The 20,510-nt window shown below is 64.0% G+C and carries 17 protein-coding genes; 10 read left to right on the top strand and 7 right to left on the bottom strand.

Going from position 1 to position 20,510, the window contains the following annotated elements; translation table 11 throughout:
• The first annotated feature begins 40 nt into the window (after nucleotides 1–40).
• Nucleotides 41–1,120, top strand: coding sequence for an aspartate carbamoyltransferase (locus tag ACUN9V_RS14620; protein ID WP_445511979.1), 1,080 nt, complete (start codon nucleotides 41–43; stop codon nucleotides 1,118–1,120).
• Nucleotide 1,121: 1 nt separating this feature from the next.
• On the opposite strand, the gene ACUN9V_RS14615 is transcribed toward ACUN9V_RS14620, so the two are convergent.
• Nucleotides 1,122–1,958: a response regulator transcription factor gene (locus ACUN9V_RS14615; RefSeq protein WP_445511937.1), complete on the bottom strand. Its 837-nt coding sequence runs from the start codon at nucleotides 1,956–1,958 to the stop codon at nucleotides 1,122–1,124.
• A gap of 193 nt (nucleotides 1,959–2,151) precedes the next feature.
• Here ACUN9V_RS14615 and ACUN9V_RS14610 point away from each other — a divergent pair, with 193 nt between their 5' ends.
• Nucleotides 2,152–2,964 carry a carbon-nitrogen hydrolase family protein gene (locus tag ACUN9V_RS14610; RefSeq protein WP_445511936.1) on the top strand — a complete coding sequence of 271 codons (813 nt, stop codon included), beginning with the start codon at nucleotides 2,152–2,154 and terminating at the stop codon, nucleotides 2,962–2,964.
• 86 nt (nucleotides 2,965–3,050) lie between these two features.
• On the top strand, nucleotides 3,051–4,370 hold the full coding sequence (locus ACUN9V_RS14605; RefSeq protein WP_445511935.1) for an APC family permease: 1,320 nt from the start codon (nucleotides 3,051–3,053) through the stop codon (nucleotides 4,368–4,370).
• Between the two features lie 95 nt (nucleotides 4,371–4,465).
• Here ACUN9V_RS14605 and ruvX read toward each other — a convergent pair whose 3' ends face one another.
• The 3 genes from ruvX to gshB form a co-directional block, all read right to left on the bottom strand.
• Nucleotides 4,466–4,903: a Holliday junction resolvase RuvX gene (ruvX, locus tag ACUN9V_RS14600; protein WP_445511934.1), complete on the bottom strand. Its 438-nt coding sequence runs from the start codon at nucleotides 4,901–4,903 to the stop codon at nucleotides 4,466–4,468.
• Nucleotides 4,903–5,460, bottom strand: coding sequence for a YqgE/AlgH family protein (locus ACUN9V_RS14595; protein WP_110693414.1), 558 nt, complete (start codon nucleotides 5,458–5,460; stop codon nucleotides 4,903–4,905). The genes ruvX and ACUN9V_RS14595 overlap by 1 nt, the downstream gene beginning before the upstream one ends.
• 217 nt (nucleotides 5,461–5,677) lie before the next feature.
• Nucleotides 5,678–6,652, bottom strand: a complete 975-nt coding sequence (gene gshB, locus ACUN9V_RS14590; RefSeq protein ID WP_110693415.1) for a glutathione synthase — start codon at nucleotides 6,650–6,652, stop codon at nucleotides 5,678–5,680.
• A gap of 439 nt (nucleotides 6,653–7,091) precedes the next feature.
• On the opposite strand from gshB, the gene ACUN9V_RS14585 reads away from it, so the two are divergent.
• From ACUN9V_RS14585 to ACUN9V_RS14570, 4 genes are all read left to right on the top strand, one after another.
• Nucleotides 7,092–8,102 carry a TRAP transporter substrate-binding protein gene (locus tag ACUN9V_RS14585; RefSeq protein ID WP_110693416.1) on the top strand — a complete coding sequence of 337 codons (1,011 nt, stop codon included), beginning with the start codon at nucleotides 7,092–7,094 and terminating at the stop codon, nucleotides 8,100–8,102.
• 63 nt (nucleotides 8,103–8,165) lie between these two features.
• Nucleotides 8,166–8,717 carry a TRAP transporter small permease gene (locus ACUN9V_RS14580; protein WP_445511933.1) on the top strand — a complete coding sequence of 184 codons (552 nt, stop codon included), beginning with the start codon at nucleotides 8,166–8,168 and terminating at the stop codon, nucleotides 8,715–8,717.
• Complete coding sequence (locus ACUN9V_RS14575) at nucleotides 8,714–9,994, top strand: TRAP transporter large permease subunit (protein ID WP_075561606.1); 1,281 nt, start codon at nucleotides 8,714–8,716, stop codon at nucleotides 9,992–9,994. Before ACUN9V_RS14580 ends, ACUN9V_RS14575 begins: the two co-directional genes overlap by 4 nt.
• A gap of 10 nt (nucleotides 9,995–10,004) precedes the next feature.
• Nucleotides 10,005–10,940, top strand: a complete 936-nt coding sequence (locus tag ACUN9V_RS14570; RefSeq protein WP_445511932.1) for an amidohydrolase family protein — start codon at nucleotides 10,005–10,007, stop codon at nucleotides 10,938–10,940.
• A gap of 75 nt (nucleotides 10,941–11,015) precedes the next feature.
• On the opposite strand, the gene ACUN9V_RS14565 is transcribed toward ACUN9V_RS14570, so the two are convergent.
• Both ACUN9V_RS14565 and ACUN9V_RS14560 read right to left on the bottom strand, forming a co-directional pair.
• Nucleotides 11,016–13,190: a prolyl oligopeptidase family serine peptidase gene (locus ACUN9V_RS14565; RefSeq protein WP_445511931.1), complete on the bottom strand. Its 2,175-nt coding sequence runs from the start codon at nucleotides 13,188–13,190 to the stop codon at nucleotides 11,016–11,018.
• Between the two features lie 110 nt (nucleotides 13,191–13,300).
• Nucleotides 13,301–14,878, bottom strand: coding sequence for an FMN-binding glutamate synthase family protein (locus ACUN9V_RS14560; protein ID WP_445511930.1), 1,578 nt, complete (start codon nucleotides 14,876–14,878; stop codon nucleotides 13,301–13,303).
• Between the two features lie 160 nt (nucleotides 14,879–15,038).
• Here ACUN9V_RS14560 and ACUN9V_RS14555 point away from each other — a divergent pair, with 160 nt between their 5' ends.
• The 3 genes from ACUN9V_RS14555 to ACUN9V_RS14545 all read left to right on the top strand — a co-directional run bounded on the left by ACUN9V_RS14555 (nucleotide 15,039) and on the right by ACUN9V_RS14545 (nucleotide 18,546).
• The gene (locus tag ACUN9V_RS14555) at nucleotides 15,039–16,418 is read left to right on the top strand and encodes a GntP family permease (RefSeq protein ID WP_445511929.1); all 1,380 of its coding nucleotides are present in this window, start codon (nucleotides 15,039–15,041) and stop codon (nucleotides 16,416–16,418) included.
• A gap of 25 nt (nucleotides 16,419–16,443) precedes the next feature.
• The gene (locus ACUN9V_RS14550) at nucleotides 16,444–17,211 is read left to right on the top strand and encodes a glucose 1-dehydrogenase (protein ID WP_445511928.1); all 768 of its coding nucleotides are present in this window, start codon (nucleotides 16,444–16,446) and stop codon (nucleotides 17,209–17,211) included.
• 201 nt (nucleotides 17,212–17,412) lie between these two features.
• Nucleotides 17,413–18,546, top strand: a complete 1,134-nt coding sequence (locus ACUN9V_RS14545; protein ID WP_445511927.1) for an alkene reductase — start codon at nucleotides 17,413–17,415, stop codon at nucleotides 18,544–18,546.
• Nucleotides 18,547–18,635: 89 nt separating this feature from the next.
• On the opposite strand, the gene poxB is transcribed toward ACUN9V_RS14545, so the two are convergent.
• The gene (gene poxB / locus ACUN9V_RS14540; protein WP_445511926.1) at nucleotides 18,636–20,372 is read right to left on the bottom strand and encodes a ubiquinone-dependent pyruvate dehydrogenase; all 1,737 of its coding nucleotides are present in this window, start codon (nucleotides 20,370–20,372) and stop codon (nucleotides 18,636–18,638) included.
• Between the last annotated feature and the right edge of the window lie 138 nt (nucleotides 20,373–20,510).

The following is a 20,510-nucleotide window of genomic DNA, read 5'->3' as shown; positions in this document are numbered from 1 at the left end:
ATGCGGAGGGCGTGAAGCCAGCCGCCAGCGGCGCTACACTATCGCCGCCGCACGCGCTGTCACATTTGCCCGCCAAAGAGGTTTCCCGATGCCTTCGCACCTGCTCTCCGTCGATTCGCTCTCCCGCGATGCCGTCGATCACCTGCTCCGCATCGCCGAGCGCATGGAGCCGATCGCCCAGCGCCGCAAGGTGACCCGCGTGCTGGAAGGCGCCGTGCTAGGCAATCTGTTCTTCGAGGCCAGCACCCGAACCCGCATCAGCTTCAACGCCGCGTTCTGTCGGCTCGGCGGCAGCGTCTGCGACACGACCGGTTTCACCTTCTCGTCGATGGCCAAGGGCGAATCGCTCTACGACACCAGCCGGGTGATGGGCGGCTATGTCGATGCCATCGTCATGCGCCACCCCGAGCAGGGGTCGGTGGCGGAGTTCGCCGAGGCGACCCAGGTGCCGGTGATCAACGGCGGCGACGGCCCCGGCGAGCATCCGAGCCAGGCGCTGCTGGACGTCTACACCATCACCAAGGAGTTCGCCCGGCTGGGCAAGCCGCTCGCGGGCGCGCATCTGCTGCTGACCGGCGACCTGAAATACGGCCGTACGGTGCACTCGCTGATCAAGCTACTGTCGCTATACGAACCGCTGCGGATCACGCTGGTGTCGCCGCCGGGGCTGGAGATGCCCCAGCACCTGATCGATCTGGTCGCCTCGCGCGGGCATCGCATCGAAACCCGGCCCAACCTGGCCGAAAGCTTCGACGATGTCGACGTGATCTACGCCACCCGCATCCAGCGCGAGCGGTTTACGGCGGAGATGTCGGAAAGCTTCGCCGAACTGACCTCGGACTTCGTCGTCGACCGCGGTTTTCTCGATCGTCGCTGCTCGCCGACCACCCTCGTGATGCACCCGCTGCCGCGGGACAGCCGCCCCGGTGCCAACGATCTCAGTACCGATCTCAACGGCGACCCGCGTCTGGCGATTTTCCGCCAGACCGATAACGGCATCCCGATGCGCATGGCGATCTTCGCCCATCTGCTGCAGGTGGAGGATCTGATCGAGAAGGATCTGCGCGACGTGGGCTGGTTCGTGCCGCCCAGCTTCGGGGTGGATGACCGCACGCTCTGAATCAGCCTCGCGCCTGCCAGAACAGTGAAAACAGCTCCGACTGGGAATTGACTCCCAGCTTGGCGTAGAGATGCTTCTTGTGGGCGCGCACCGTCTCGATCGAGATCGCCAGTCGGCGGGCGATCTCCTTGGTCGAGCTGCCTCCCAGCATCAGTTGACTCACTTCGCGCTCGCGTTCGGTCAGCGCATAGCGGGAATCGAATTCAAGTGCTCTGTCCGGCAGCGGATGCCAGGGATGGAGCCCAGCCTCTCCGTCGTCTTGCGGCTCGAAATGCATGCGCAAGCGCATCAGCGCCAGCAACCACGGCTGCATCAACGTGAGGCTGCCCAATGCCTGACGGGAAAAGGAACGGGTCGAGCCCAGCGACAGGCACAGGGTTCGGCCCGCATCCAGCTTCTGATTGAAGTGAACCTCGTCGGCGACGATGTTGCGTCGAAAATAGCGCTGATAGTACTGGGTGCGGGTGAAGTGCTGCGGCGCCACTTCCGCCAGTGTGAACAGGCCGGAGCGCTCACGCTCGCAGGCATCGATGTAGAACGGATCGAGCAGATACAGGCCGCGCTGATAGTCCTGAAACAGCGCGTCGTCGGCACCGTCGTCCTCGTCGCTCTCGGCGAGAATGCGGGGCGGCTGATGGCGATCGAACACCAGTGCCACCCAGGTGTCGAAATGCACTTCCGTCGCCAGACGCCGAACGAGCGCCAGCCAGAAGCCGGCACGATCGACGCTTTCCGCCAGCTGGCCGAAGGCACGATGCCATTCCAGGCTCTCCAGCGGCGTCGTCTCGACCGGGCGCGTCTCGACGGTGTTCGTCTCCGGCCGGGGGCGATGGGTCATCGTTTCTCCCTCTCTCTGTCAGAACGCTTCAGAACACCTCGAGACACTTCACTCAATCGTATTGGCGACACGCCCTGAAGTCAGGCCACGTCCCCCGAACGGGTTACCCCGCTTGCGGGATAGGCACCGGCGCGGGATTGGGGATACTGGAGATGGCCGACTCCCGTTCCAATCACAACTCCCGGAGTGTTCCATGCAGCTTGTCCTGGCACAACTCGCCAGCCGCGAAGGCGACATCGCCCACAACCTCGGCCGAGCACTGGAGGTCGTGCATGCCGCCGAGGCCGGCACTGCGCTGATCGTCTTCCCCGAAACCCATCTGAGCGGCTTTGCCGAATCCGGCCATGTGCTCGATCGCGCCCTGGCGGTGGACGGGCCGGAGCTCGAGGCACTGATCGAGGCCAGCCGCGAGCGCGACCTGGCGATCGCCATCGGCCTGCTGGAACGGGATGGCGAGACGGTATTCAACACCACCGTGCTGATCACACCCGAAGACGGCATCGCACTGCGCTATCGCAAGACCCATCTGTGGCCGGACGAGCGCGAGCTGGTTCGACCCGGCGATGCGCTTCACTGCCTCGAATGGCGCGGCCGGTGTATCGGCCTGCTGATCTGCTACGACCTGGAATTCCCCGAACCGGCGCGCGCGCTGGCCGCTATGGGGGCCGATCTGCTGGTGGTGACCAACGGCAACATGGATCCCTATGGCCCCGTACACGCCCGCGCCGCCCAGACCAGAGCCCAGGAAAACCAGTGCTTTCTAGCCATGAGCAATCGGGTCGGCGAGGGCGCCGGGCTGACCTTCGCCGGCGAAAGTGCGCTGATCGGCCCCGATGGCGAACCGCTGTTTCGGGCCGGTCGCGAAGAGGTTGTCCAGCCGCTGCATCTGGATCCGGCGCGCCTGTCCAGCGCCAGGCGGGACTACGACTACAACGGAGATCGGCGTCTGAATCTCCAGGGTCATCTCGAAACCCAAGGCCCGCGGCGCAGCTGGTACTTCGGCTGAACGCCGTTTCCCTCTTCTTTCATCGCAACCCCCGCAGCCAATCGCAATAACCACGGTTCACAAAATAACCACAACAGGAAACGACAATGTCGGAAATGAAGAAGACCCTCACCCTCTCCCAGGTCGTGCTGTTCGGCCTGGCCTACATGACCCCGATCATCGTGCTGGGCACGTTCGGCGTGCTGGCGGTAGTCACCCAAGGCGCGGTAGCGGGCGCCTATCTCGCCGCGCTGATCGCCATGCTGTTCACCGCCCATAGTTATGGCCGCATGGCCGCCGCCTACCCGGTGGCCGGTTCGGCCTATGCCTACGTTCGTCACGCCATCGATGATCGGCTGGGCTTTCTGGCCGGCTGGGCGATTCTGCTCGATTATCTGTTCCTGCCGATGGTGATCTGGCTGATCGGGGCGGCCTATCTGAATTCCGCCTTCCCGGCCGTCCCGACGGCGCTGTGGCTGCTGGCTTTCATCGGCGTGACCACGGTGATCAACGTGCTGGGTCTGAAGCTGGCCAGCCTGATCAATAGCGCCATGATGCTGATCCAGATGCTGGTGCTGGTGGCCTTCGTCAGTCTCAGCGTGCACTACATTCTCGGCGACCCGAACCAGCCCCTGTTCAGCCTGGCGCCGTTTCTGGGCGCTGACCATGGCTCGTTACCGGTACTGATGGCCGGTGCCGCCGTGGCCTGCTACTCGTTTCTCGGTTTCGATGCGGTGACCACGCTGACCGAGGAAACCCGCGACCCGCAGCGCACCCTGCCTCGGGCGATCCTGCTGATCACGCTGCTGGGCGGGCTGATCTTCGTCGTTGTTTCCTACTGCGTACAGCTCGCGGCGCCGGGCTTCGACTTCGCCAACCCGGACGCCGCCGCCTACACCATCGCGCGCAATATCGGCGGCGATCTTTTCGTCTCGATCTTTCTGATCGGGTTGGTCGTAGGCCAGTTCGCCTCCGGCATCGCCGCCCAGGCCAGCGGCGCACGACTGATCTACGCCATGGGCCGCGACGACGTGTTGCCGCGACGCTGGCTGGGGACGCTAGGTCGCTATGGCACGCCACTGGGCGGCCTGATCCTGAGTGCGGTGGTGGCCCTTCTGGCGCTGACGATGGATGTTCTATCCGCGGCCTCGTTCATCAACTTCGGCGCGTTCCTGGCCTTTGCCCTGGTCAATCTGGCGGTGATCTTTCATTACTACCTGAAGGGCAATCGTCGTGGCCCGGGCGATACCCTGCGCTTCCTGGTGTGTCCGGCGATCGGCCTCGCCGCGATCGTGTGGCTGCTGTTCAGCCTCGATTACCGGGCGATCACGCTCGGCTCGCTATGGCTATTGGCAGGATTGGCCTGGCTGCTGTGGCTGACCCGCGGCTTCCGCCGCCCGACGCCGGAACTGCATATCGACGCCTGAGGTCATCGTGTGGAAGGGATTAACGTCTGGAAAAGACCGTCGTCTGAAAAAGGGAATCTTGCGGAAGGAAACGGGGTCACGCCCCGTTTGTCCGGCTACTGGTTGAACCAGTTCTCGAGAATCAGCTGGGCAGCAATACCGTCGACGCCACGGTCACGGTAGTTGCCCTTGTGGCCCTGCTCCCGGGCGATCAGCTTGGCGGCGCGGGTGGTCCCGCGCTCGTCGAACATCTCCACCGGCTTGCCGAAGCGACCGTGCAGGCGATTACCGAACTTGCGTGCCCGCACGCTCATGTCGGACTCGCTGCCGTCGTCGTGGATCGGTAGCCCGACCACCAGCAGGTCGGGCTGCCACTCCTTCAGCAGATTCTCGACCTTGACCCAGTCGGGGATTCCGTCGCGGGCCGTCAGCGGTTCTAGGCCGCTGGCCGAGCGCAGCATCTCGTTGCCGACCGAGACGCCGATGCGCCGGGTGCCGTAGTCGAACGCCATCACCAGGCGCTGGCCGGTTTTATCGCTTACTGCCGACGACATCAGGCGTGACCGGCGTCGCGGGTCATCAGGTTGAGATCAACACCGAGAATCCCGGCGGCCGCGCTCAGGCGCTGCTCCGGCGGGCGGTCGAACAGGATCCCGGCGTCGCCTTCGGCAATCAGCCAGGTGTTCTGCTTGAGCTCGTCCTCGAGCTGCCCGGACTTCCAGCCCGCGCAACCCAGCGTCACCAGGTACTGCTCGGGGCCGCGTCGCTGGGCGATCGCCTGCAGGATGTCCACCGAAGTGGTCAGTGCCAGTCCGTCTGCGACCTGAATGCTGGAGTCCCACTCTTCGGCGTTGCCGCGGTGCAGGATGAATCCGCGGTCGCGATAGGTCGGTCCGCCGTTGTAGACCAGCACGTCGTTGTGCGGGCCGGATTCGGACTCGATATCGAGCTGCTCGAACAGCCCGTCCAGGGTCAGGTCGGAGGGGCGATTGACGACGACACCCAGGGTGCCGTCGTCGTCGTGATCGCAGAGATACGTCAGCGTTCCCGCAAAGTTGGGATCTTCCATATGCGGCATCGCCATCAGGAAGTAGTGCTTGAGACTCTGCATCGGGGGCGTTGGCCTGATCGTTGGCATAAGACTCCATCGGACATCGCGCGGCGGCCCGGCGATCGCGCCGCCGCCGCCAGTCGTAAACGAAATAGGTCCATTGTATCACTTCTGCCAAATGACCTTTGATCCGCGCAATCGGCCCAGCGCTGTGACTCAATTCCTATGACTTCAGCCCTGTGACTCGAGCCCTGTAACTTCAGTCCTGATTTCAGCCCTATGACTTCAGCCGTTTGGCGATTGCGGCCATCAACTGGGCGGCGATGTCCGTGCCGCGCTGGTCGTCGATCTCGCGCACGCAGGTGGGGCTGGTGACGTTGATCTCGGTGATGTAGTCGCCGATCACGTCGAGGCCGACGAACAACAGCCCCTTCTCGCGGATCATCGGCTGCACCTGCTCGACCAGCCAGTAGTCGCGGTCGGTCAGCTCGCGGGAGACGCCGCGGCCGCCGGCGGCCAGGTTGCCGCGGGTCTCGCCGGCGCTGGGGATGCGCGCCAGACCGTAGGGTACCGGCTCGCCGTCGACCAGCAGGATGCGGGTGTCGCCATCCTTGATCTCGGGCAGGTAGCGCTGGGCCATGATCTGGCGCTGGCCACGCTCGGTAAGCTGCTCGATCACCGCGCCGAGATTGCGGCCCTCGGGGCCGATATGAAAGATGCCGGTGCCGCCCATGCCGTCCAGCGGCTTGAAGATGGTGTCGCCATGCTCGGCCTGGAAGGCGCGCAGCACCGCGTCGCGACACGACACCACCGTGGGCGGTATGCAGTGGGCGAACTGCTGCGCGAACAGCTTCTCGTTGCACTCGAACAGCGCCCGGGTCGGGTTGACCACCAGCGTGCCCTCGCGCTCGGCGAAGGCCAGCAGATGCACGGCATTGAGAAAGTGGCTGTCCACCGGCGGATCCTTGCGCATCAGTATCACGTCGAGCTCGCCCAACGGCATCGCCTCACGCTCGCCCAGGTCATACCAGTGCTGCGGATCGCGATGGACCTTGAGCGAACGCGCACTGCCCATCGCCCGCCCCTCGTAGAGGTAAAGGTCTTCCTGCTCGAGATAGTAGAGCGACCAGCCCATCGATTCCGCCGCCCACAGCAGCGTCAGGGAGGTGTCCTTCTTGTAGGTGATGTCGGCGATGGGATCCATCACCACGCCGAGCTTCACCGTGCCGGTCTTCAACGTGCCCTGGCTCATTGATCGGGTTTCCCAGAAAGAGGATTGAATGAGCCGCAGTATGACGTAGCTCCCGCCTGATCTGTAGGGGTCCGGTGAAACCGGAGCGCGGCGCAAGATCCTCGAAGCCTGCCGCGACTAATGGCTAGGCGAAAAACGAGGTCGAGCCGACCAACGTATAATGTATACATTGATTCAATAGGCGCAATCTCCCTGTTGAAGAGCATCGACTGACTGGCTGGAGAAAGCCCCTGGCGTCTGCGTTATTCGACTCGGCGGCCGTCTTCCAGCGCTCGATCATGGCGGGAAAGCGCTTTCGGGTTCGCAGCCGATCTCTTCTTCAAGGCACGGGTTTCAAGGTACTGGTCTTCACGGTACTAGCCCTCGACCCAATGCCCTGGCGCGCTGATTTCCCATTGGTGTGCCAACCAGAAGGATGTCTTCACTCGGAGATCGCCGCATGACCGCCCAGAACTCAACGTCGCACCCTTTTCTCGCTCGCCTGCTGGCTGCCGCGGTGCTTCTCGTGCCAATGGCTGGCGCCCACGCCGCTACCACGCTGAACTTCGCCCATACCCAGCCGGCGGCGGACGTTCAGAATATTGCCGCGGAACACTTTGCCAAGCTCGTCGACGAGCGCAGCAACGGTGACTTGAAAATTCGTGTCTTTCCCAGCGGGCAACTGGGCAGCGACACCGCGCTGGTATCCAGCGTCCGCGGCGGTCAGATCGATATCGTGCTGACCGGCAACCCCTACTACACCGGGCTGGTTGGCGAACTGAACGTGCTCGACCTGCCGTTTCTGTTCGACAACTACGCCCATGCCTACGCCGTGCTGGACGGCGAGATCGGCAAGTCGCTGCTCGCCAAGCTGGGTGAGCACGATCTCAAGGGGCTGGCGTTCTGGGAAATCGGCTTTCGCAACCTGACCAACTCCCGCCACCCGGTAAAGACCGCAGCCGATATCAAGGGACTGAAACTGCGCACCACGCCCAACCCCGCGCATATCGCGGCCTTTGAAGCACTGGGAGCCAACCCGACACCAATGCCATTCACGGAGCTGTTCACGGCCCTGGAAACGCGCACGGTGGATGGTCAGGAGAATCCGATCAGCCTGATCCGCTCGGCCAAATTCTACGAGGTCCAAAAATACCTGTCGCTGACGGCACATGCTTACACCGCGGCACCACTGGTCATGAACAAGGCCAAGTTCGAGAGCTTGAGTCCGGAACAGCAGCAGATACTGGTGAAAGCGGCCATCGATTCCGCTCAATTCGAGCGCCAGGAAGCCGCCAAAAGCCTGTCGGGCGATCTCGAGTTTCTCAAGCAACAGGGCATGCAGATCGTCGAGGAACCGGACCGTGCTTCGATGCGTGACATCGTCGAAGGCCCGGTGCAGGCCACTTTCGAGGAAAAATACGGCCCCGAGTTGATCGAGGCCATCAAGGCCGCTCGGCCTGAAACTCAGTAGATCGGCGCTGAGATTCCAGCCACAACCTTCGACCACTGATCGCGACTTCCGGGGAGGTCCGCCATGTCCAGACCGGCGCAAGCTACGGTTCGACCACCGCAGGGCTCGCTCCAGACGATGCTGTGCCGCCTGTCACGCATTGCCGAGTCGACCCTCAATCTGCTCATGGTGCTGGCACTGGTGGCGATGATCGCGCTGGTGTTCACCAATGTCGTCCTGCGCTATGGCTTCAACAGCGGCATCTCGATCAGCGTCGAGTTGTCCCGGTTTTTGTTCGTGTGGGTCATTTTCCTCGGCACGGTCGTGGGCCTGATGCGGCATGAACATCTCAGGGTGACGACTCTATCCGATCGCCTGCCGCAAAAACTGCAGGGTCTGCTGCAACGCCTGGTGACACTGGCGATGCTGGGGTGCTGCCTGATGCTGATCAAAGGCAGCTACGCCCAGACACGGCTCAACTGGAGCGATCTGTCACCGATCAGTGGCATTCCCGTCGGCGTTTTCTATCTTGCCGCACTGGTCGCCGGCGTCCTGATGGCGCTGATCCTGATATTACGATTGCTGATGCCGTTTTCTCTGCAGCCGATATCGCATCATCAGGAGATCGCGCCATGACGATCGGCCTGTTCCTCGCCTCGCTGCTGGCATCGATCGGCCTCAGCCTGCCGATTGCCTTCGCCCTGCTGGTCAGCGCCGTGGTGCTGATGCTGCATCTGGGGCTGTTCGACTCTCAGATCCTGGCCCAGAACCTGGTCAACGGCGCCGACAGCTACACGCTGCTGGCGATCCCTTTCTTCCTGGTCGCCGGTGAGGTGATGTCGCGGGGTGGGCTATCGAAGCGCATCGTGCTGCTGGCGATGAGCATGGTCGGGCATCGCAAGGGCGGACTGGGCTTCGTGGCCATCTTCGCTGCCATCGTCATGGCGAGTCTGTCCGGATCGGCCGTGGCCGATACCGCCGCACTGGGTTCGATGCTGTTGCCGATGATGCGCCAAGCCGGTTATCCCCCGGGCCGCTCGGCCGGGCTGATGGCAGCGGGAGGCATCATCGCGCCGATCATTCCGCCGTCGATTCCGCTGATCATCATCGGGGTGGCGGGCAGCATCTCGATCAGCAAACTGTTCCTGGCCGGGATCGTGCCGGGGCTGATCATGGGTGTGACCCTGGTGCTGATGTGGCTGTTCATCACTCGCAAGGAGACGCTGGTGGTGGCCGCGAAGGCCACCGGCGCCGAGCGGCTGACCGCGCTGCGCAAGAGCTTCTGGGCCATGCTGCTGCCGGTGATCATCATCGGCGGTATCAAGACCGGGATCTTCACGCCCACTGAGGCCGGTGTGGTGGCGGCCGTCTACGCCATGCTGGTATCCACACTGATCTATCGCGAGCTCAATCTCGTCGAGCTGTATGAGGTACTGGTACTGGCGGCGCGCAATACGGCCGTGGTGATGTTCCTGATCGCCGCGGCCAGCGTCGCATCCTGGCTGATCAGCATCGCCCAGCTGCCGATGATGGTGGCGGATCTACTCTCGCCGCTGACCGATAGTCCACGCCTTTTGATGCTGGCCATCATGGCCATCGTGTTGATCATTGGCATGGTGATGGATCTGACACCGACGATCCTGGTGCTGACCCCGATCCTGATGCCGGTCGTGCAGATCGCCGGTATCGACCCGGTCTACTTCGGCATCATGTTCGTGCTCAACTGCGCCATTGGCCTGATCACGCCGCCGGTGGGCAACGTGCTCAATGTCATCGCCAGCGTGGGGCAGCTCAAGTTCGAGAAGGCGGTCATGGGCGTGCTGCCCTTCGTCATGGCCTACGTCGTGCTGTTGCTGCTGTTCGTGGCGTTCCCGCAGATCATCACCGTGCCGCTGTACTGGCTGGCAAACTGAGGTCATTCCGATGAACGAACAGGCCCTGATCGATAGCCATCACCACTTCTGGGCGCTGGACGGCAGCGTGAATTACCCCTGGCTCGAGGACGAGATCGACGCTCACTTCTTCCTCGGCGATTACGCGCGCATCCGTCAGCCGTTCCTGCCGGCGGATCTCCGCTCACAGATCCCTCCCGGCTATCGTTTGGCAGGCACCGTGCACTGCGAGGCCGAATCGATCCGGCAGGCGCCGGAGGTGGAAACCCGCTGGCTGACACAGCTGGCCGAGGAGCAGGGGCTGCCCACGGCGCTGGTCGGCTGGGCGGCGTTCGCCGATCCGGCCTGTGAATCCCAGCTTGAAGATCAGATGCGTTCACCTCTGTTTCGCGGTGTGCGCGCCAAGCCGGTGACGGCAGCGAGACCGGATCAGTACGCCGCCACGCTTGGCGCATCGGGCTCGCTGCAGGACACTGACTGGGCCCGCGGGCTGCGACTGCTGGAGGAACGCGATCTGTGCTGGGATCTGCGCGTGCCGGCCTGGCATCTGGCGGATGCCGCCAGGGTGCTGGAAGCCACTCCGGACCTGCGCGTGATTCTCAACCATACCGGCCTGCCCTGGGATCGCAGCGAGCAGGGGCTGACGCGCTGGCGCGAGGGCATGCGTGCCATCGCCGCCAACCCCAACGTCGCGGTCAAGCTTTCGGAACTGGGGAGCCCCATGGCCGCCTGGGACGAGCAGCAGAACATCGCGGTGCTCGCCGAAACGATCGGCATCTTCGGTGCCGAGCGCTGCCTGTTTGCCAGCAACTTCCCTGTCACCGGACTCAATGTCAGCTATGCGACCTGGCTGGGCATGGTCGAGCAGGCGATCGCCGATGCCGCGCCGGACGCGCGCCAGGCGATCCTGCACGACAACGCCGTCCACTGGTATCGCCTTGGCGTACAGGAAAAGACCGCCGGCTAGCTCACGAAACCCTGAAACCTTGGAACCCTGAAGCCCTGAAGCCCTGAAGCCCTGAAGCCCTGAAGCCGAAATGTCTCAGCCGGCGTCGGGGGCTGCGCTCAACCGGTCCCACAGGAAGCGCCACGCCAGGGCGCTCAGCTTCGCCCGCTGGGCATTGTCCGCCGCGCCGCCGTGGCCGCCTTCGGTGTTCTCGTAGTAATAGACCTCGCCTGCGTTCATCGCTTCCATCTTCGCCATCATCTTGCGGGCGTGGCCGGGGTGAACCCGATCGTCGCGGGTCGAGGTGGTGAACAGTACCGCGGGATAGTCCACGCCCTCGTGCAGGTTGTGATAGGGCGAGTAGTCCTTGAGAAAGGCTTCCCAGTCGTCGCTGTCCGGATCGCCGTACTCCGCCATCCACGAGGCACCCGCCAGCAGCTGGTGATAACGCTGCATGTCGAGCAGCGACACTTCACACACCGCCGCGGCGAAGTGGTCCGGATAGCGCGTGATCATGTTGCCGACCAGCAGACCGCCGTTGGAACCGCCCTGGATGCCCAACTGACGCGGCGTGGTGATACCGGTAGCGAACAGATCTTCGGCGACGGCGGCGAAATCCTCGAACGCCTTGTGGCGCTCGCCCTTGAGCGCGGCGCGATGCCAGCGCGGGCCATACTCGCCGCCGCCGCGAATGTTGGCGACCACGTAGGCGCCGCCACGGGTGAGCCAGCTGCGTCCGGCCCCGGCGATATAGTGCGGCGTCAGCGAAATCTCGAAGCCGCCGTAGCCGTAAAGCAGCGTCGGCAGCGGCTGGGGCGGCTTTCCCGCTTCCATGCCGGCCGGCAGCACCAGAAAGTAGGGAATCTGCGTGCCGTCGGCGCTGGTGGCAAAACGCTGTGTCACCTGCATGCCGTCGGTCTCGAAGAAGCTCGGCGCGCGCTTGATCGTATCCGGCGCTCGATCCACCGCGGCGAGATCCATCCGCGCCAGCGTGGTGGGAGTGAGATAGTCGGTGACGATCAGGAAGACCTCGTCACTCTCTTCGTCATCGATGGCCGCGACGCCGATTTCACCGGCCGTCGGCAAACCCGGGATCGGGCGCGGTGACCAGTCGGCGCCCTGCCCCGGCGTTAGCACCTGCAGCCGATGTTTGACGTCTTCGAGAACGTCCAGCACCAGGTAGTTTCGGGTCCACTCGAACCCTTCCAGCGAGCGGTGCGCATCCGGCGTGAACAGCGTGGTGAAATCGCGTTCGCCACGCTTGAACGACGCGTAGTCGATCGCCAGCAGCGCGCCGCTTGGGAAGTTCAGATCGTTTTCTTCGAGCTGCCAGTCGTCGCGCAGATGCACCAGCAGCCACTCCCGATGCACCACCGCCTGGGCCGACAGCGGCACCTCGATGGGGAACGCCTCGCCGTCGGGCAGGAGTTCGATCAGTCGCTGCTCGTAGAATGCCATTGCGTGATGGATGAAATCGCGCTCAAAACCGCGAGTGCTGTCGTGAAACGCCAGCGCCATCAGGTCCTGTTCGGCGGCCTCGAAGATCGTCTCTGCCGCCGCCATCGGCTCGCCCCGGCGCCAGCGCTTGACCAGGCGGGGATAGCCAGAACTGGTCAAAGCGCTTTCACCCGAGTCCGTGGTACCGAAATCGGTGTAGACGAACAGCGTGTCGCGGTCGATCCAGCTCATGCCGCCCTTGGCTTCCGGACGCTCGAAGCCGGACTCGCCGTTATCGTCGGCCCCGATCCAGCGCTTGGCGATCAGATCGAACTCGCGGGTCACGTCGGCGTCCGCGCCGCCGCGAGAGAGCGACACCAGCGCCCGCTCCCAGGGGCCACCCGGCTTTTCCGGTTCGAGACAATCGGCGCCGTGCCAGACCCAGTTCTCGTTTTCCGAGGCATTGAGCGCATCGACATCGATCAGCACTTCCCACTCGGGCCGCGCCTGAAGATAGGATTCCCACCGGGTACGACGCCACAGACCGCGCGGATGCTCGGCGTCCTGCCAGAAGTTGTAGTAGTGCTCGCCGCGCTTGACCACGAACGGAATGCGGTCGTCGGCGTCGAGAATCTCGCGCAACCCCGTCTGCAACGTGGCGAAATCGGCGTCCTCGAAGCGCTCGAGCGTGCGTCGGTTGTGACCCTCGACCCAGGCCAGCGCCTCGGCGCTGTCGACCGCTTCCAGCCAGCGATGAGGGTCGCCGCTGCCGGCCCCACCGGAAGCGGGATCGGAAGTGGCGGATTGATAGCGATAGGCGGGAAAAGGAAACATGCGGTGCCTCGATGACAGGGTGCGACGAAAGAGTGCGATGACAGAGTGACTGCCATCGAGGTTAGCACGTGGCGCCGCCGGTGCGAGTCGGGGCCGGAGCCCCGATCCGCCTAGAAGCGATCGACGGCCGCCGCTTGCCAGTGCTCGCGCCATTCCGGGGGAATCTCTTCACCCAGCAGTTGCGCCTCTTCGAGCTTCGGCAGCTCGAAATCGGCATAGCCGCGAGCCGGCGCGTAGGCGCTGCGGTGGCGAATATGATCCGGCGTCAGCTCGTCGAAATGCGACAGCCCCATCGCCCCGGTCAACGCCGCGAAGCCGTCCAGCGTGGCCTTGTGGTAGCGGGCCACGCGCTCGGCTTTCTCCGGCACGTCGATCGCCCGCGAGCGCTTGGGATCCTGCGTCGTCACCCCGGTCGGGCACTTGTTGGTGTGGCAGCGCCGCGCCTGAATGCAGCCGACGGCGAACATGAACGGTCGCGCGGCGTTGCACATGTCGGCGCCCAACGCCGTCTTGACCACCATGTCGTAACCCAGCGCCACTTTGCCGCTGGCCACCAGCCGGATCTTGTCGCGCAGGCCGACGCCACGCAGGGCGCTGTCGACGAACGGCAGCGCCTCGTCGATGAACACGCCAAGGCTGTCCGAGAACTCCTGCGGCGCCGCGCCGGTACCGCCCTCGGCGCCATCGATGACGATGAAATCGAGCAGGGTGCCGGTCTCGACCATCGCCTTGCAGATACTCAGAAATTCGCTGCGCCGACCCAGGCAGAGCTTGATCCCGACCGGCTTGCCGTCGCTGAGCTCGCGCAGGCGGTCGACGAACGCCATCAGCTCGCGCGGGGTGGAAAACTCCGGATGCGACGATGGCGATGCGCAGTCCTTGCCTACCTCGATCTGACGCGTACTCGCGATCTCACGATTGACCTTGGCCCCTGGCAGCAGCCCGCCGTGAGAGGGCTTGGCGCCCTGGGATATCTTGATCTCGACCATCTTGACCTGCGCGCTTCGCGCCTTGTCCCGAAACGTCTCGGCATCGAAACGGCCGTTCTTCTGGCGGCAACCGAAATAGCCTGTGCCCAGCTCCCAGATCAGGTCGCCGCCGTGCTTTTCGTGGTAAGGGCTGATCGCGCCCTCACCGGTATCGTGGGCGAACCCGCCCTGGCTGGCGCCCAGATTCATCGCCTCGACGGCATTGCCGGAGAGCGAGCCGAAGCTCATCGCCGAAATATTCAACCGTGAGGAGGAGTAAGGGCGCGAACACTGCGGCCCGCCAATGACGATCCGGCGTGCCTCGTCCGGCACGCTGCCGGGCTGGATCGAGTGATACGAAAAATTGTACCCGGGCGCACCGACGTCGCGAATGGTGCCGAACGGCGAGGTATCCCCGCTACCGTCGGCCCGGGCGTTGATCAGGTTGCGCTGTTCGCGGGAGAACGGGCGACCGCTGGTTTCGGACTCGAAGAAGTACTGACGTAGCTCCGGGCGCACGAACTCGAGCAGATAACGCAGATGCCCGATCAGCGGATAGTTGTAGAGCACGTTGTGCGGGGAGCGCAGATCCCGCCAGCCGATCAGGGCCAGCGGCACCCAGAGAATGAGTAGCCACAGAAAAGCGTGCCAGAAGACGCCGATGACCAGAGTGGCCGCGATCAGCGCGGCCGTCAGCAGATAAAAAAATTGGCGATACATGATGGGCTGTCCGACGATGAGGGGTGACCTTTCAAGTGTTGGATAAGCTCGAGGATTGTTCAAATCGGGTCCGTTTTCGCCAACCACCAATGTCGTATTTCTTGATATATCACGCTATGCCACCGTGGAACCGCACCGACCACTTCCAGGAGAGAGTCACATGGACGACTGGACACAAACCCTGACGGCAGGGCCACTGCTGGGTATCGCCGCTGCCGCGATCGCCCTGCTGTTGATTCTGATCATTCGCTTTCATCTACACGCTTTCCCGACGCTGGTGTTGGTCAGCCTGCTGACCGCGTTCGCCACCGGCATCCCCGCGGGCGCCATCGTCGATACCATGACCGACAGCTTCGCCGGTACCCTGGGCTCGGTGGCACTGCTGGTCGGCTTCGGCGCGATGCTGGGCAAGCTGGTGGAGCACTCCGGTGGCGCTCAGGTGCTGTCCGAGAAGATGGTCTCGCTGTTCGGCGAGGCCCGGGCGCCCTTCGCGCTGGGCATCGCGTCGCTGATCATGGGCTTTCCGATCTTCTTCGACGCCGGCCTGATCGTGATGCTGCCGATCATCTTCGCGGTGGCCAAGCGCCTGGGCGGCCCGGTACTGCTCTACGCGCTGCCGGCAGCGGCGGCGTTTTCGGTGATGCACGTGTTCGTACCGCCGCACCCCGGCCCGGTCACCGCCACCGAGCTCTACGGCGCCAATCTGGGTCTGGTGCTGCTGGTGGGGATCATCATCGCCTTTCCGATGTGGTATCTCTCGGGTTATCTGTGGGGGCGCTTCGCCGCCAGCCGTTTCGACTTCAAGCTGGAAGTGAGCCTGTTCGGCGGCCAGGACGACGACGAAATCGAGAATCCGCCCAGCGTGGGCACGGTCATCGCACTGCTGCTGTTGCCGCTGGCGCTGATCTTTCTCAATACCGGGCTCGACTTCGCCCGCGCCGCCGGCGTGGCCGACAGCGACGCCACCTGGTTCCAGTTCCTCTCCTCGCTGGGCGAGACCCCGATCGCACTGCTGATCTCGGTGCTGGTGGCGATCTACGTGCTGGGCAGCCGCCGGGGTGAAGGCGGCAGCGCGCTGGAGAAGATCGTCGACTCCTCGCTGGGGCCGATCTGCTCGGTGATCCTGATCACCGGCGCCGGCGGCATGTTCGGCGGTGTGCTGCAGGCTTCCGGCATCGGCGATGCGCTGTCGGATTCGATGAGCGATCTGGGCCTGCCGGTGATCGGCGCTGCGTATCTCGTCGCGGTGGTCATGCGACTGGCGCAGGGCTCCGCTACCGTGGCACTGGTCACCGCCGCCGGTTTAATGGCGCCGGCCGTCGCCGGAGGTGATTTCTCGGCCATGCAGATCGTCGCGATCACCCTCGCCACCGCTGCCGGCTCGGTCTTCGCCGGCCACGTCAACGACTCCGGTTTCTGGCTGGTGGGGCGCCTGCTGGGCATGGACGTCAAGACCACGCTGATGACCTGGACCGTGCAGCAGGCGCTGGAGTCGGTGGTCGGGTTCGTGCTGGCCTGCGCCGTCTATCTGATCTTCTAGAGCACTCACCGATACGAGGACAACGATGACCAACCTATTCGATATTCAAGGTCGCCTGGCACTGATCACCGGTTCCACCCGCGGGCTGGGCAACGCGCTGGCCCGCGGGCTGGCCGAACAGGGTGCCCGAGTGATCATCCACGGACGTAGCCAGGAAGCGGCCGAGGAAGCCGCCCGGAAACTGGCGGCGGAAACCGGCGCCACGGTCGACGCCGTCGCCTTCGACGTGACCGATGCCGAGGCGGTGAAAGCGGCCATCGATCCGCTGCTCGAACGCCTCGGCGTGCCGGATATTCTGGTCAACAACGCCGGCCTGCAGAAACGCGGCCCGTTCAACGACTTCGATCCCGCCGACTGGGACGCCGTGATCGCCACCAACCTCTCCAGCGCCTTTTACGTTTCGAAGGCGGTGAGCCCGGCGATGTCGGCGCGCGGCAGCGGCAAGATCGTCAATATCGGCTCGGTGCAGTCGAAACTCGCCCGCGAGACCATCGTGCCCTATGCCGCGTCCAAGGGCGGCGTGGCACTGCTGACTCAGGGCATGGCCGCCGATCTGGCGCGCTACGGCATCCAGGTCAACTGCCTCTCCCCCGGCTACTTCCAGACCGACATGAACCAGGCGCTGTGGCAGGACGCCGACTTCAACGCCTGGATCGAGAAGCGCACCCCGGCGCAGCGCTGGGGTCAGGTCGAGGAGCTGGTGGGCACGCTGGTCTATCTCTGCTCCGGCGCGTCGAACTTCGTCTCCGGACAGAATGTATCCGTCGATGGCGGGATGACGTCGGTGGTCTGAAAACGCCGCCACGCCAACGAACCCATGGCCTGATCTCGACAGTCGATAGTTTTGCTGCATCGATATAGTCGTCAGGATTCATTGTTGGTCGGCTAATCGTTTCCTAGACTATGGTCTATTCGAGCGAGCCCGAAAGGGCTCGCCTTATTTTTGGCCTGACGTCATCGCGACCGAATGTCAGCGTAAAAAGGAGTTCACGATATGACATCGCTATTCGAACCGTTCGATCTTGCCGGCACCCGCCTGAACAACCGTATCGTCATGGCGCCGATGACCCGCGCCCGCGCCAAGGGTGACGTGCCCGACGAAATGGGCGCGCTCTATTATCGCCAGCGTGCCAGCGCCGGACTGATCGTCTCCGAAGGCAGCCCGATTTCTCGTGAGGGCCAGGGTTATCTGTTCAATCCCGGCATCTACGGCCCGGATCAGATCGCCGGCTGGAAGAAAGCGACCCAGGCCGTGCACGAGCGCGGCGGCGTGATCTTCTGTCAGACCTGGCACGTCGGCCGTGTCTCGCACACCTCGATCCAGCAGAACGGTGCCGCACCGATCAGCAGCAGCGCCAAGCAGGGCGGCATGGCGTTCGGCTACAACGAAGACGGTCAGCCCGACATGATGGCGGCAACGACGCCCCGCGCTGCCACGACCGAGGAGTGCCGTCGACTGGTCAACGATTTCGCCCAGGCGGCGCTGAATGCGCGTAACGCCGGCTTCGATGGCGTCGAGCTGCACGGTGCCAACGGCTATCTGCTCGAGCAGTTCGTCAACGCCGGCCTCAACGATCGCACCGACGACTACGGCGGCTCGCGGGAGAATCGCTGCCAGCTGCTGCTGGAAGCGATCGACGCTTCCATCGCGCTGATCGGCGCACATCGTGTCGGTGTGCGTCTGACGCCCTACGGCACGTTGTTCGACATGCCGCTGTATGACGACATCGAAGGCACCTATCTCTATCTCGCCGAGGAGTTGAGCAAGCGCAACCTGGCTTATGTCCACCTCATGGATCAGGGCGCCCAGGGTCAGGACGGTCTGCCGCGCGAGTTCCTGCGTCAGTTCCGTGATGCCTATCACGGCACGCTGCTGTTCGCCGGCAACCTCGACAAGGCCGAAGCGCAGAAGCTGGTCGACGACGGCACCATCGACCTGCCGGTGTTCGGTCGCCCGTTCACCTCCAACCCGGACCTGGTCGAGCGCCTGCAGAACGATTGGCCGCTGGCCGAGTTCGATCCGGATACCTTCTACGGTGGCGATGCGCGTGGCTATGTCGACTTCCCCACCTACGAGGAAGAACAGGCGCGCCTGGCACGCGAAAAGATGATCGAAGAGAAATCCTGAGCGCGGGCCGAAAGTAGGATCGTCCCAAACTCGAACGCCCCGATCGCAGGATCGGGGCGTTTTTGTGGGCGACGATTTGATCAGGCCGGCTACTTCTTGCGCCGCCACGGCCAGTTGGTCTTGGCCAGATCCATCACCTCGTCGCCGCGCCCGCTCATCACCGCGCGCACGGTGTAGAGGCTGAAGCCCTTGGCCTGCTCGGCCTGAATGCGCGGCGGAATCGACAGTTCCTGCTTGGCGGTGCGCACATCGACGAGCGCCGGGCCGTCATGGGTGAAAGCCTGGCGCAGCGCATCGTCGATCGATTCGGAGGACTCGACGCGCACGCTGAACATGCCCAGCGATTCCGCCACCTTGGCGAAGTCCGCCGCCGGCAGGTTGGTCACTTCATCGACAAAGCCCGCCGCCTTCATCTCCATCGCCACAAAGCCCAGCGTCTGGTTGTTGTAGACCACGATCTTCACCGGCAGCTGGTGCTCGACCAGCGTGATCAGGTCGCCCATCAGCATGCTGACGCCGCCATCGCCGGCCAGCGCCACCACCTGACGGTCCGGAAACGCCGCCTGCCAACCCATCGCCTGCGGCACCGCCGTGGCCATCGAGCCATGCATGAACGAGCCAGTCAGCCGGCGCTGGCCGTTCATCGCCAGATAGCGCGCAGCCCATACCGTTGGTGTGCCGACATCACAGGTGAACACGGTATCGCTGTCCGCCAGCTCGCTGACCCGCGCGGTCAGATACTGCGGATGCAGCGGTTCGCCGATATCTCGCGGCGCAGCGAGATCGTCGAGCCCCTGGCGCGCCTTGCGGTAATCCTTCTGCGCTTCGTCCAAAAAGTCGCGCTCGGTCTTCTCTTTCAAACGCGGCAGCAGCGCATCGATAGTGGCACCGATATCACCCACCAGCCCCTTCAACAGCGGGCTGCGCCGGCCCAGATGCGGGCCGCGCTCGTCAATCTGGACGATCCGGCCGTGCTCGGGGAAGAAGTCGCGATAGGGAAAGTTGGTCCCCAGCATCAGCAGGAAGTCACAATCCTTGAGTGCGTGATAGCCGGAGCTGAAACCGATCAGCCCGGTCATGCCGACATCGAAAGGATTGTCGTACTCCAGCGACTGCTTGCCGCGCAGCGCATGAATCACCGGCGCCTTCAACCGCTCGGCCAGGGCGACGACCTGAGCGTGGTAACCGTCGCAGCCGTAACCGCCGAGAATCGTCACGCGCTGGTGGCCATCGATCAATTCGGCCAGCTCGTCGAGCGCCGAGGCGGGCGGCACCGGCACGGCGCGCACGGGCTCGGACCAGTTCGAGCCCTTGACCGGCGCCGGCTGCAAGGCGACATCCCCCGGTATCACGATCACCGCCACGCTGCGCTGGGTGATCGCCGTGTTCATGGCGGTTTCCAGTACCCGCGGCATCTGATCGGGTGACGACACCAGCTCGCAATAGTCGCTGCACTCGCGGAACAGGTTTTCGGGGTGGGTCTCCTGGAAGTAACCCAGGCCGATCTCGCTGGAGGGAATCTGCGCCGCGATCGCCAGCATCGGCACGTTGGCGCGCTGGGCTTCATACAGGCCGTTGATCAGATGCAGATTGCCCGGCCCGCAGGAGCCGGCGCAGACGGATAACTGTCTGGTGGCATCCGCCTCGGCGCTGGCGGCCAGCGCCGCGACCTCTTCATGGCGCACGCCGCGCCAGCGGATCCGTTCCTGACGTCTCAGGCTCTCGGTCAGGCCGTTGAGCGAATCGCCCGGGAGCCCCCAGATGTTACGCACGCCGGCGCGGTCCAGCGTCTCGATGATGAGATCCGCGATAGTCGGTTCGGACACAGTTGTCTCCCTGACATGGACGACGGGCCACGGCATCCAAGCTCACCGCCCTGGCCCGATAGCTTCAGGCTTTAGTCTAGTCGACGTGACCGACCCTGCAGCCGGACGCGATCTTGCGGGAACGACGGTGAGAAGGGA

The organism is Salinicola sp. V024 (assembly GCF_052645315.1).
The sequence above is the reverse complement of the archived record's forward strand: the minus strand, read 5'-3'. Positions and strand labels throughout refer to the sequence as shown.